Origin of the sequence: Sphingosinithalassobacter sp. CS137, from assembly GCF_014334115.1 — a bacterium.
GTDB lineage: Bacteria > Pseudomonadota > Alphaproteobacteria > Sphingomonadales > Sphingomonadaceae > Sphingomonas.
On record NZ_CP060494.1, the window covers coordinates 2,719,536 to 2,731,986 of the forward strand.

10 protein-coding genes are annotated in these 12,451 nt (G+C 64.3%); 5 read left to right on the forward strand and 5 right to left on the reverse strand.

Annotated elements, in window-relative coordinates; genetic code table 11:
• Window positions 1-6: 6 nt before the first annotated feature.
• Both H7V21_RS13385 and H7V21_RS13390 read right to left on the reverse strand, forming a co-directional pair.
• Complete coding sequence (locus tag H7V21_RS13385; RefSeq protein WP_188056562.1) at window positions 7-894, reverse strand: crotonase/enoyl-CoA hydratase family protein; 888 nt, start codon at window positions 892-894, stop codon at window positions 7-9.
• 29 nt (window positions 895-923) lie between these two features.
• The gene (locus H7V21_RS13390) at window positions 924-2,393 is read right to left on the reverse strand and encodes an aldehyde dehydrogenase family protein (protein ID WP_188054213.1); all 1,470 of its coding nucleotides are present in this window, start codon (window positions 2,391-2,393) and stop codon (window positions 924-926) included.
• 156 nt (window positions 2,394-2,549) lie between these two features.
• Between H7V21_RS13390 and H7V21_RS13395 the strand changes: the two genes are divergently transcribed.
• The 3 genes from H7V21_RS13395 (at window position 2,550) to H7V21_RS13405 (ending at window position 5,604) form a co-directional block, all read left to right on the forward strand.
• Window positions 2,550-3,725 (forward strand): acetyl-CoA C-acetyltransferase, encoded by a 1,176-nt coding sequence (locus tag H7V21_RS13395; protein ID WP_188054214.1) that lies wholly within the window; start codon window positions 2,550-2,552, stop codon window positions 3,723-3,725.
• A 66-nt stretch (window positions 3,726-3,791) separates the two neighbouring features.
• On the forward strand, window positions 3,792-4,574 hold the full coding sequence (locus H7V21_RS13400) for an SDR family NAD(P)-dependent oxidoreductase (RefSeq protein WP_188054215.1): 783 nt from the start codon (window positions 3,792-3,794) through the stop codon (window positions 4,572-4,574).
• A 4-nt stretch (window positions 4,575-4,578) separates the two neighbouring features.
• Window positions 4,579-5,604, forward strand: coding sequence for a CaiB/BaiF CoA transferase family protein (locus H7V21_RS13405; RefSeq protein WP_188054216.1), 1,026 nt, complete (start codon window positions 4,579-4,581; stop codon window positions 5,602-5,604).
• A 111-nt stretch (window positions 5,605-5,715) separates the two neighbouring features.
• Here H7V21_RS13405 and H7V21_RS13410 read toward each other — a convergent pair whose 3' ends face one another.
• From H7V21_RS13410 to H7V21_RS13420, 3 genes are all read right to left on the reverse strand, one after another.
• Window positions 5,716-7,329 (reverse strand): fatty acid--CoA ligase, encoded by a 1,614-nt coding sequence (locus H7V21_RS13410; protein WP_223177030.1) that lies wholly within the window; start codon window positions 7,327-7,329, stop codon window positions 5,716-5,718.
• Between the two features lie 82 nt (window positions 7,330-7,411).
• Window positions 7,412-8,044 carry a TetR family transcriptional regulator gene (locus tag H7V21_RS13415; RefSeq protein WP_188054217.1) on the reverse strand — a complete coding sequence of 211 codons (633 nt, stop codon included), beginning with the start codon at window positions 8,042-8,044 and terminating at the stop codon, window positions 7,412-7,414.
• Window positions 8,045-8,079: 35 nt separating this feature from the next.
• Entirely contained in the window at window positions 8,080-8,811 is a 732-nt protein-coding gene (locus tag H7V21_RS13420) for a helix-turn-helix transcriptional regulator (protein WP_188054218.1), read from the reverse strand.
• Window positions 8,812-8,929: 118 nt separating this feature from the next.
• Here H7V21_RS13420 and H7V21_RS13425 point away from each other — a divergent pair, with 118 nt between their 5' ends.
• Window positions 8,930-11,425, forward strand: coding sequence for a TonB-dependent receptor (locus H7V21_RS13425; RefSeq protein ID WP_188054219.1), 2,496 nt, complete (start codon window positions 8,930-8,932; stop codon window positions 11,423-11,425).
• A gap of 45 nt (window positions 11,426-11,470) precedes the next feature.
• Complete coding sequence (locus H7V21_RS13430) at window positions 11,471-12,397, forward strand: oxygenase MpaB family protein (RefSeq protein ID WP_223177031.1); 927 nt, start codon at window positions 11,471-11,473, stop codon at window positions 12,395-12,397.
• Window positions 12,398-12,451: the final 54 nt, after the last annotated feature.

Here is a 12,451-nt window from a genome sequence, read left to right on the forward strand (position 1 = left end):
GGATCCTCAGCGATATTCGGGTTCGTCCCACCAGGGGAAGAAATCGGGCATGTCGGCCGAAACGCGGTTCGGGAAATTCGCCTCGCGCTTCTGAAGGAACGCCGTCACGCCCTCGATCGCATCGGCGCTGCGACCGCGGGCGAGCACGCCGCGGCTGTCGATCCGGTGCCCCTCCATCGGATGCGCCATGCCCAGGCCCCGCCACAGCATCTGCCGAGTGAGGGCGACCGAGACCGGCGCGGCGTTCGCGGCGATCTCGGTCGCGATCGCCTGCGCGGTATCGAGCAGCGCGTCGGCTGGGACGACGTCGCGGACCAGCCCGCCGCCCAGCGCCTCGTCCGCCGGAAAGATGCGCCCGCTGAGTGTCCAGTCGAGCGCCTGCGCGATTCCGACGATCCGTGGCAGGAACCACATCGAGGCGCCTTCGGGCACAATCCCTCGCCGGGCGAAGACGAAGCCGAATTTCGCGCGGTCGCTGGCAATGCGAATGTCCATCGGCAGCAGCATCGTCGCGCCGATGCCGACGGCGGCGCCGTTGATCGCGCCGATAACGGGCTTCAGACATTCGAAGATGCGCAGTGTCAGCCGCCCGCCATAGTCACGCGCGCTTTCGCCGGCATAGTCGATCGTCCCGTCTGCGCGGATCGGGGAGCCCGGTTGGCCCGCCGCATCGAACACCTTTGCCCCCATTTCCAGGTCCGCCCCGGCGCAGAATGCGCGCCCCGATCCGGTGACGATGATCGCGCGAACATCGTCGTCGGCATCGGCGCGATCGAATGCGTCGATCATCTCCTCCATCATCCGGACGGAGTAGACGTTCATCTTGTCCGGGCGATCAAGCGTCAGCGTGGCGACATGATCCGCGACTTCGTAGCGGATTTGCTCGTAGGTCATGGCCGCGGTCCGGTCGGTGGTTTCCGCAGTCATTCCGCCGTCTCCGCGGCCGGTGCGGCCTCGGCGTTTTCGGCGATGATCGGCTTGCGGGCGGTGATGGTCTGCGGGGCGGTGAATTCGAGCAGGCCGTCAATGCCATGCTCCACGCCGATGCCCGACTGCTTGTGCCCGGCAAAGGGCGTCCAGGGCATCACGTAGAGCGTCTCGTTGATCCAGACGGTTCCGGTTTCGAGCCGCTCGGCGACCGCGACCGCCGCCTCCATGTCGTTCGACCAGACCGATCCGGCCAGCCCATAGTCCGAAGCGTTGGCCCGCGCGATCGCCTCGTCCAGATCAGCGTATTTGAGCAGCGGGACGAACGGACCGAACGCCTCCTCCTGCACCGTGCGGCTGTCCTCCGGCGGATTGTCGACAATGGTGACCGGAATGAAATAGCCGTCGCCCTCCGCCGGCTCGCCGCCGGTCAGGAAGCGTTCGCCGTTCGCCCGGGCATCGGCGATCAGCGTCTTCACCCGGTCGAATTGCTGCCGGTTTTGAATGGGGCCAAGCATGTTGCCCTCTGCCATGCCGTCGCCCATCGGCACGCGCTGCGCCACGGCGACGAGCGCGCGGGCAAGCTCGTCATAGATGTCGGCATGGACATAGATGCGCTTGGCGGCGGTGCAGACCTGGCCCGAATTGGCAAAGGCTGCCCAGAAGAGCGGCTCGGCCACTGTCTCGACATCGACATCGGGCAGGACGATCGCCGCATCGTTGCCGCCCAGTTCGAGCGTCACGCGCTTCAGCGTCGAGGCGGCGCTTTCCATCACTCGCTTGCCGGTCGCGGTCGACCCGGTGAAGCTGATCTTGTCGATATCGGGATGCGCGGTCATCCACGGACCCAGATCGTCGCCACCGCTCACCACGTTGAACACGCCGGGCGGAAGATGTTCTCGCATCGCTTCTCCCAGCTTCAGCATCGTGAGAGGCGTGAAGGGCGACGGCTTGATCACCAGCGTGTTGCCGGTGAGCAGTGCGCCGCAGATTTTCCAGATGCCGATCATCAGCGGGAAATTCCACGGCACGATCGCGCCGACCACGCCCAGCGGCACGTGCCGGGTTTCGGACCGGCGTTCGGGCGTTTCTTCGTTCACCGTCACCGGCAGTTCCTGCTGCGCCACCGTCTGCGCCCAGAATGCCGCACCGCCGACTTCCGGGCCGGTCATGGCGAGCGGGCGTCCCTGTTCGAGTGTGAAGAGTCGCGACATCGCGCCCATATTTGCGCCGATCACTTCGCCGATCTTCGCGACTGCCGCGCGGCGTTCGGCTAGCGGCGTCGCACGCCATTTAGGGAAGGCGGCGCGTGCGGCGGCAACGGCATCGTCAAGCTGCGTGCGGGTGCAGTCGGGCGCCTTGGCCACCAGTCCCTCGGTCGCCGGGTTGAGAACGTCGATCGTTGCATCGCCCGGCACGCCTGCGCCGTCGATCGTCATCGTGAAATCGCGCGTGAAATCCACCATCGCTGCCTCTTCGCGAAGTTTTTCTCGGACGACGTCTAACGCGTTCGGCGAGTCTCGAAAAGGTTAGTTATGCGAGTGATTAAAATTTCGGTGGCCGATTGAAACCCAGGTGATCCGCTGGTATCGCCGTCCAAACTCGAGAATCGGAGCAGTCTCATGGCACATCCCACAGCCTATATCGTCGATGCGGTGCGCACTGCGGGTGGCAAGCGCGGCGGCCGACTGGCCGGCTGGCATCCCACCGATCTGGGCGGGGCGGTACTCGACGCGCTGGTCGATCGTACCGGGATCGACCCTAAGGCGATCGATGATGTGATCATGGGTTGCGTCGGGCAGGCGGGCGAACAGGCGCTGCACGTGGGGCGCAATGCCGTCCTGTCCTCCAAGCTGCCCGAAAGCGTGCCGGCGGTGACGATCGACCGACAGTGCGGTTCGTCGCAGCAGGCCATGCAGTTCGCGGCGCAGGCAGTTATGTCGGGCACGCAGGACGTCGTGATCGCCGCTGGCGTGGAATCGATGACGCGCGTCCCGATGGGATCGACGGTGATGTTCCATGCCGAGAAGGGCATGGGCACTCCCAAGTCGCCGCGGCAGGAAGAGCGCTACCCCGGCATTCAGTTCAGCCAGTTCCTGGGCGCCGAGATGATCGCGAAGAAGCACGGCTTTTCGAAGGACGAGCTCGACGCCTTTGCGCTCGAAAGCCACCGTCGCGGCGCGGCCGCGACCGAACGAGGGGACTTCGAAAGCGAAATCCTGGCGCTGGAAATCGAGACTCCGCACGGTACCGAACTTCACCGGATCGATGAAGGCATTCGCTTCGACGCGACGATGGAAGGCATTCAGTCGGTCAAGCTGCTCGCGCCTGACGGTGTGATTACTGCCGCCAATGCAAGTCAGATCTGCGACGGGTCGTCCGGCGTGCTGATCGTGTCCGAAGCTGCGCTGAAAGAGCATGGCTTGACCCCGATCGGGCGCCTCCACAACCTCACCGTCACGGCGGGCGATCCGGTCATCATGCTCGAGGAGCCACTGTTCGCGACCGACCGGGCGCTGAAGCGCGCCGGAATGAAGATCGAGGATATCGACCTCTACGAAGTCAACGAGGCGTTCGCGCCGGTGCCGCTCGCATGGCTGAAGCATACGGGGGCCGATCCGGAGAAGCTGAACGTGAACGGCGGTGCGATCGCGCTGGGCCATCCGCTTGGCGCGAGCGGCACGAAGCTGATGGCGACACTGCTCAATGCTCTCGGCAAGCGAGGCAAGAAATACGGATTGCAGACGATGTGCGAAGGCGGCGGCGTCGCCAACGTGACCATCGTCGAGCGGCTGTAAAGCGATAGCGACCGGAGCGGGGGCCGGTGTGCCCGCATCGCAGCGTTTCAGGACAGGAACAGGTTTATGAAACTCGACTCATCGATTGCCGCCGTCGTCACCGGAGGATCTTCGGGGCTGGGCGCGGCGACTGCCCGCGCGCTTGCCGCCAAGGGCGTGAAGGTCGCGATTTTCGATCTGCAGAAGGAAAAGGGCGAAGCGGTCGCCGCGGAAATCGGCGGCGTCTTCTGCGAGGTGAACGTCACCAGCGACGAAAGCGTCGACACCGGGTTCTCGGTCGCGCGCAAGGCCCATGGGCAGGAGCGTATTCTGGTCAACTGTGCAGGCACCGGCAATGCCGTGAAGACCGCCAGCCGGTCGAAGGAAGACGGCAGCATCAAGCATTTCCCGCTCGATGCGTTCAACTGGGTCATCCAGATCAACCTGGTCGGCACCTTCCGCTGCATCGCCAAATCTGCGGCCGGCATGCTGACGCTCGATCCGATGGAGGATGGCGAGCGCGGTGCGATCGTCAATACCGCCAGCGTCGCCGCCGAAGACGGACAGATCGGGCAGGCCGCCTATTCGGCGTCGAAGGGCGGCGTTGTCGGCATGACATTGCCGATCGCGCGCGACCTGATGAGCGAAGGCGTGCGGGTGAACACCATCCTGCCGGGCATTTTCGACACGCCGCTGCTCGCCATGGCGCCGCAGAATGTCAAGGATGCGCTGGCCGCGTCGGTGCCGTTCCCGAAGCGGTTGGGCCAGCCCGACGAATATGCCGCGCTCGCGCTCTGCATGATCGAAACGGGCTATTTCAACGGCGAGGACGTGCGCCTGGACGGCGGCATCCGCATGGCGCCGCGCTGAGCCGGTGATGCACCCGCTGAACGGCGTCCGCATCGTGGAGATGGCGGGGATCGGCCCTGGCCCGTTTTGCGGGATGATGCTCGCGGATCACGGGGCGGAGGTGATGTACTGCCACCGCCCCGGCGCCGCGCCCGATCCGCGCGATCCGCTGCTGCGCGGGCGAAGGCCGGTCGAGATCGATCTGAAATCGCCGGAAGGCGTCGCCAGGATCCGCGAACTGACGGCGCAGGCGGATGGCCTGTTCGAAGGCTTTCGCCCCGGCGTGATGGAACGGCTTGGCCTTGGCCCGGACGTGCTGTGCGCGGACAATCCGCGCCTCGTTTTCGGGCGGATGACCGGCTGGGGCCAGACGGGGCCGCTCGCCAATGCTGCGGGGCACGACATCAACTATATCGCTCTTTCCGGCGCACTGCACGCCTTTGGTCGGGCAGGCGGCAAGCCCACGCCGCCGGTGAATGCGGTTGGCGATTTCGGCGGTGGCGGCATGATGATGGCCTTTGCCATGGTGTCCGGCATCCTAGGCGCGCGGGCGAGCGGTCTCGGCACCGTGATCGATTGCGCGATGACCGAAGGGTCGGCGCTGCTGATGAACATGGTCTGGGGCTTTCGCGAAACGCTGGGCTGGGTGGACGATCGCGGGGTCAACCTGCTCGATACCGGAGCCCACTTCTACGATACGTTCGAGACGGCGGACGGCAAGCACATCGCGCTTGGTGCGATCGAGCCGCAATTTTATGCGCTCTTCCGGGAGGTTGTGGGGATTGCCGACGACCCCGCATTCGACGCGCAAATGGATCGCACCGCCTGGCCGGACCTGAAGCAGCGGCTCGATACCTTGTTTCTGACCAGGACGCGCGACGAATGGTGTTCGCTGCTCGAGGGCACCGATGCCTGTTTCGCGCCAGTCCTGTCGATGAGCGAAGCGCCCGATCATCCGCACAATGCGGCGCGAGGCTCCTTCATCGAGCGCGCGGGCGTGGTGCAGCCCGGCCCGGCGCCGCGCTTCGATCCGCCGCCCGCCACGGAGTAACACTGGCGTCGCGCGATCGCCTTGCTGGCGCGGGGCGATGGCACTGCTCGTCTGCAGACTGGGATCGGGTGAGGGGGAGGGGCGCCGCTGAACGGCGCCCCCGCCACCGCCTCAATTCACGCCGCGGTCGCGCCCTTCCCAATAGGGATCGCGCAGTGCCCGGCGCATCACTTTGCCCGATGCCGTGCGGGGAAGGGCATCGACGAAATCGACGGTCTTCGGCACCTTGAACCCGGCAATCCTGCCCTTGGCATAAGCGATGATATCGTCGGCATTCGCATCGCTGCCCGATTTGGGCACGACGACGGCCTTCACCGCTTCGCCCCATTTCGCATCGGGTACGCCGAATACTGCGACTTCCTGCACCGCCGGGTGGCCGTAGATCGCGCTTTCCACTTCCGCCGGATAGACGTTTTCCGCGCCGGTGCAGATCATGTCTTTGAACCGGTCGTGAATGTAGAGATAGCCGTCTTCGTCGAGATAGCCGGCGTCGCCGGTCCGCAGCCACCCGTCATTGTCGACCGTTTCGGAGGTCGCGTCGTCTCGGTTCCAGTAACCGACCATGTTCGCGACCGAGCGGGTTTCGACCTCGCCGACTTCGCGCGGCGGCAGTACACTGCGCTCCTGCGGATGGACGATGCGGATTTCGACCCCCGGCATCGGAAGCCCGGCCGAGCGCATCCGCTCGTTGCCCGCCGCGTCGTGGTCCTCGGGCGGCAGGTAGACGATCGTGCCGCAGGTTTCGGTCATGCCATATTGCTGGGCGAAGCCGCATTTGAACACCTCGGTCGCCTCGCGCAGCAGGTCGAGCGCGATCGGCGAGGCGCCGTAGAGAATATGCCGCAGCTTCGGAAATTCGAGCTCGCGAACGTTCGGCATCATCAGCAGCATCTGGATCGCCGTGGGGACGAGGAACATCTTGGAGATGCCGTCCTTCGCCATCGCTTCCAGAACCTGGGCGGGCAGGAAATCGCGGTGCACGATCGTCGTCGCGCCGTTGAAATAGCCGACGATAGCCCAGCCGACCCCGCCGATATGGCCCAGCGGCAGCGCGACCAGATTGACGTCGTCCTCCAGCCACTCGTTCCACGGCATCGGCACGCCCATCGCATCGCGCCGGCCGCTCAGGATGTTGCGATGGCTGAGCATCACGCCCTTGGGTTTGCCGGTGGTCCCGGATGTGTAGAGCTGAAGTGCGACGTCGCCCGGATCGACCTCGATATCGGGCGCCGAGCTGTCCGCCGCATCGCGCCACTCGGCAAAGCCTGGCAGATCGCTTCCCGGCTCCATCGCGATGCACTTGTCGACACCGGGCAGCGCGCAATATTCGGACGCGCGCTCGAACTGGTCGGCCGCGAGGAACAGCAGGCGTGTGTCGGAATCGTCGAACACCTGGATGATTTCCCGTGCGGCGAGGCGCCACTGTGCCGGAACCATCACCATTCCCGCCTTCGCGACTCCGAACATCAGTTCGAAGAAGCTGTCGAGCGCCTTGCCGACGAAACCGACGCGAGCGCCCGGCTTCAGCCCCTCGGCCAGCAGCGCATTGGCGACTCGATTCGCCCGGGCATCGAGCGTCGCCCAACTGGTTTCCGTCCCTTCGAAACAGGTAGCGGTTTTCAGCGGTCGTCGTGAGGCATGGTAGGCGGGGATGTCCCCCAGCCGAGGCATCGCATCGAAATCGATCGCCTGATCCACCCGCGTCCTCTGCGTCGCTTCGCCCATTCAGCCTCTCCAGATTGCCCGGGATTGGATCCCGTCGCTACGCATTAATTACTTAAATAACGCAGAGAGGGCAAGCCAGCGGTCAGCGGTGCAGGAGGATACTTTCCATCAGCAGTTCGGTGATGTGATCGGCATATCCGCGCCGCATCTCGTCGGTTATCTCGTCGATCCCGAAGGCGTATTTTAGCGAGTGGCGGGCGTGGAACAGATGGTCGCACGCGCCGATCAGCGAAAAGTAGAAGAGCATGGGATCGACGTCGCGGAATGCGCCTTCGCGCACACCCTGTTCGAGAATTGCCTTTTGCGCCGCCGCGAGAGGCTTGGTGAACCGCTCGGCGATGAAGCGGGCGGTTTCCGAATCGGTATCGATCGACAGCGCGCCGACCAGGCGGTTCATGTAGGGATAGCGGTAATAAGTTTTGATCACGCCGGAAATGTGGTGCCGCATCTTCTGCGGGGCCGGCATGTCTGCCTCGACCAGCGCGTCCAGGTTGCCGAACGTACCGCCGGCATCGCGCTCGAGCAGGGCCATGAACAGGCCGGCCTTGTTGCCGAAATGATAGCGGATCAGCGCGGAGTTGAGACCGGAGCGCTGTGCGATGTCGACGAAAGTGACGTCCACCGAATTGCGTTCGGTCATCAACGCACTGGTGGCGTTGAGCAATGCGTCGGCCGACGCGATCCCACTATCCTTGCGCTGCGCTGTACTCGCCATTCCCGTACCCCTGAAATCCTTCCTTTTGCGATCTTTCAACGTCGTGTCGCGACGAATCCGAGTTCCGCCGCACGCTGCACCGTTCTCAATCGTCCCATTTCGCCGAGCTTGGCGCTGGCCTTGCGGAGGTGGAACCGCACTGTCGGTATCGCCACCTCCAGGATGGTGCCGATTTCCCCATCGGTTTTTCCTGCCGCGGCGAGTTTCAGGCACTGGATCTCGCGGCGCGTGAGCGGGTGGACGAGAATCGGCGACGGTCCGTGATTCACGACCTCGCATGCCGCGACGAACCGCAACGCTAGGCCATGCAGTGCGACGGCGTGTTCGCGGTACAGGACAACCAGGTCCGGCCGTCCGGTGTCGCTTGCCCACAGTACCGCACCGATTGTCGTCCCCGGCAGATGAACCGGCGCGACGATCGCCGCACGGACGGCGTAATCCTTCTCCCGCGCCTGCTCGATCAACTCGTCGCTCAGGGCCATCGTCTGCCATCCGCCGATTTCGCCGCGATCGTAATAAAAGGGCTCTGCCGTGTGCCGTACCACCGCGATGATGGCGTTGCGCAGCGCAAGGTCGCTCCAGTTCCAATAGTCGCGTGCGTCCGCCGTGAAGTCGAACAGGGCGCCGATCGGTTGCCCGCGCTCGTCAAGCGCGGCGCGGGCGCTGCTGATGTCGGCACAGGCGGCAACCAGCGGCAGGCCCAGCCGGTGCCCGGCCTCCTGAATTTCCGCCGCCAGCAATCCGATCGTTTGCGTGTCCTGCGCCACTCCGGGGCACCCCTATCAGAACCGATAGCTGTCCAGCCTGCTCTTACAATGTAATTGTTCACTTAAACAACACCCAAATTGCGGCGTTCGACCGCGGGGGACAGTGGGAGGAAGTGGTATGCGCAAGGCAGGTTTTCTCATCGCCGCGGCACCGGCTGCATTGTTCGCCTCCATGCCTGCCTCGGCGCAGGACGCCGCGGCGCAGTCCGGTCAGGACGAAACGCCCGTCGCGCGCACGCAGTCGGTGGGCGATGAAATCGTGGTGACCGCGCAGCGACGCAGCGAATCGATCAACGACGTCCCAATGGCGGTGCAGGCGCTTTCCGGCGATTCGTTGCGCGACCTGCGCATCGACAATGTGCAGTCGCTCGCCACCAACGTGCCCGGTCTTGCGGTGGCGCCCGCCTATTCCGGTGTGCCGATCTTCACGCTGCGCGGCATCGGCTTCAACAGCGTCAACATCACCGCGACCTCGACGGTCGGCATCTACCAGGATGAACTGGCCTATCCCTATCCCTCAATGGCGAGCGGTCCGCTCTTCGATCTGGAGCGTGTCGAGGTGCTGAAGGGTCCGCAGGGCACGCTATATGGCCGTAACACCACCGCCGGCCTTGTCGACTTCATCACCAACAAGCCGCAGCTGGGGGCCGTCACCGGCTCCGGTACGGTCGAGGTCGGCAACTACCAGACCTATAACTTCGAGGGCGCGCTCAACCTTCCGCTCGGCGATACCGCGGCGATCCGCTTCGCCTTCCGTTCCGAGAACAGCGACGAGGGTTGGCAGATCGACCAGAGCCGCGGCGAGAGGCTGGGCGAAAAGGATCGCCTTGCGGGTCGCGTCTCGCTACTGTTCCAGCCGTCCGACACGTTCGAGGCGTTCGCATCCGTATCGGGCTGGCGCGATCGGTCCGAAACCCAGGCGGGGCAGGCGATCAGCCTCAACCTCACCAATCGCCTCACGCAGGCCTCTCCAGCGGTCGGCCCAGGCGATTTCAACATTCCCGGCCTGCTGACCTATCTCGCGAACAATCAGCCAGACGAGGCCAGCGACGCGGGCTTCGCCCCGTCCTCTCAGCTCGGCGCGACTGTCGGCCTGGCGCCGGGCATCGGAGCCCCGCGTGCCGACAGCGACTTCTTTTCGGCTCAGCTCCGTCTGACGGTTCGGCCGAATTCCGAACTCTCGATCATCTCGATGACCGGCTACAGCGATTTCTCGCGCCAGGACGTCGTCGATTTCAGCGGCGTCCCCTATGAAATCGTCGCTACCGAATATGATGCGAGCATCGAGACCTTCTCGCAGGAGCTGCGGTTCGAGGGCGACCATCCGGGCTTCCGCTGGTCGCTGGGCGGATATTATGCCCACGACGAGCTGAAGGAAGGCAGCGTCTTCCTGATCGGCGACAACTCGTCGGTCCGCTATCTTCGCGCATCGACGCTGGGCATCCTTGCCAACCCGGTGCTGAACGCGATTTTCAACACCGCTGGGTACACCCCGGCGGATGTAGCGGTCGCCTTCCGTGCAGGCGGTGGCAGCGCGACCGGCTATTCCGAAACCTATAGCGGCTTTGCAAATGCCGAATTCGATGTCAGCGACAACTTCACCATTTCGGGCGGCGTGCGGATCGGAATGGATTATACCGAGCTGGACGGCTGTTCGATCGACGTGAACGGCAACTACCAGGCGATCGTCAATACCGCCGGACGGGCGATCATCTTCCAGACCTATGGCGTGATCGCACCGCTGGTCGTGCCCGGCGGCTGCACCACCTACGATCCCACGACCAATCAGGACGTGCTCGTCCACGAAGAGCTGAACGAGAGCAACGTCTCCGGCCGGCTCGCATTCCAGTACACGCCCAGTGATGCGACGCTGATCTATGCCTCTGCGGCGCGCGGTGTGAAGTCGGGCAATATCCCGATCGTGCCCGCCAACCGCGCGGTGCAGTTCACTCCGGCCACGCAGGAATTGCTCACTGCCTATGAAGTCGGGATCAAGCAGGAACTCGGCGATCGCTTCGCCCAGGTGAACGTGTCCGCCTTCTTTTATGATTATCAGGACAAGCAGTTCAGCTCTTACGTTCCGGACCCGACCTTCGGTGCGCTCCAGCGGCTGGTCAACATTCCGGAATCGCACGCCTGGGGTATCGATGCGGAAGTGACGCTGCGTCCGACGCCGGCGTTCGTGCTGACCTGGAACGGCACGTATCTGAACACTGAAATCGAAAATTATGTCGGTGCCAACGCCGCCGGCATTCCGACCGACTTCTCGGGTGCGGAATTTTCGTTCGCGCCTGAATTCTCGACCAGTGCGACCGCGACGCTGACGCTGCCGCTGTCGTCCAGCCTCAATTTCCAGGCGACGCTCAATGGTAGCTACCGCACGGAGACCCATTCGGACTTCGGCGAGGATCCGCTGTTCCGCATCCCGGACTATGCGCTGGTGAACGGCAGCTTCGGCATTGCCAGCGCCAATGGCGGCTGGGCCCTGACCGTCTGGGGCCGGAATATCACCGACACCTATTACTGGACGTCGGTCGTCGACAACCAGAACCTCAACGTCCGTTATGCCGGGATGCCGCGCACCTACGGTGCTTCCTTCACCTTCAACTTCTGAACGGGCGGGAGTTGGGGTCAGCGAGTTCGAATTGGGAGTAACGCCATGAATGACGCCGCACTTTCCATGCCAGCAGCCGGCCATGTCGGCCCGGCTGCGGACGCCCCGGCGCCGACGCGGAAGAAGAAGCCGGTGATTCCGCGCGTGGATTTCCTCAATCCGCCCGGCGCGCCTGCCTATTACGAGCCGGACTCGATCGCATGGGACGTGTTCAAGAACCCGGTGTCGTTGTTCGTCGGCGGAATAACGGCGGTGCTGCTCGAACTCGGTGAGCCGCGCGTGCGCGCGGGAGTGTGGGGACACTCGATCTTTCCTACCGATCCCGTCACTCGAATGCGGCGTACGGGGATGGTCACGCATGTGAGCGTCTATGCCCCCCGCGCCGTCGCCGACAAGGTGATCGGTGGTGTCGTACGGATGCACGAAAAGGTGCGCGGTACGACTTCCGAGGGTGAGGCCTACCATGCAAACGACCCGGAGTTGCTTGATTGGGTGCAGGCCACCGTGGGCTATGGTTTTATGGAGGCCTATGCTGCGTTCTGCCGTCCGCTGAGCAATGCCGACCGCGACCGGTCTTATCGGGAATCGAAGCCGATCGCCGACCTTTTCCTCGCACGCGGCGCGCCGACCAGCCTGGCGGAGCAGCAGCAGCAGTTCGAGGCGATGCGCCCACGAATCCAGTCGCACCCCATCGTCTTCGAGTTTCTCGACATCGTCAGGAGGACGCCGGCCGTTCCCGGGCCGTTGCGCCCGTTCCAGTGGATGATGGTACGCGGCGGCATCTCTCTGTTGCCGCTCTGGGCGATCGAACGGCTGGAGCTCGACGGGGAGGAATATCACCTCGCTTGGTGGGAGCGGCGTATCCTGAAGGCGATGGGCGCAGCGTTCGAACGCATCCACATCAAGAATGCGCCTCCGGCGCAGGCGTCGCGCAGGCTGGGCCTGCCGTCGAACTACCTTTACCGCGGATAGGCAGGTCGATCTCCGCTGCGAGCGGATCTCCGAAGTCGAGCATCGCGAGAAACC

Coding starts and splice junctions, on each gene's coding strand:
- H7V21_RS13385 (WP_188056562.1), bottom strand. CDS start 894: ATGACCTACGAGCAAATCCGCTACGAAGTCGCGGATCATGTCGCCACG.
- H7V21_RS13430 (WP_223177031.1), top strand. CDS start 11,471: ATGAATGACGCCGCACTTTCCATGCCAGCAGCCGGCCATGTCGGCCCG.
- H7V21_RS13415 (WP_188054217.1), bottom strand. CDS start 8,044: ATGGCGAGTACAGCGCAGCGCAAGGATAGTGGGATCGCGTCGGCCGAC.
- H7V21_RS13425 (WP_188054219.1), top strand. CDS start 8,930: ATGCGCAAGGCAGGTTTTCTCATCGCCGCGGCACCGGCTGCATTGTTC.
- H7V21_RS13395 (WP_188054214.1), top strand. CDS start 2,550: ATGGCACATCCCACAGCCTATATCGTCGATGCGGTGCGCACTGCGGGT.
- H7V21_RS13390 (WP_188054213.1), bottom strand. CDS start 2,393: ATGGTGGATTTCACGCGCGATTTCACGATGACGATCGACGGCGCAGGC.
- H7V21_RS13410 (WP_223177030.1), bottom strand. CDS start 7,329: ATGGGCGAAGCGACGCAGAGGACGCGGGTGGATCAGGCGATCGATTTC.
- H7V21_RS13400 (WP_188054215.1), top strand. CDS start 3,792: ATGAAACTCGACTCATCGATTGCCGCCGTCGTCACCGGAGGATCTTCG.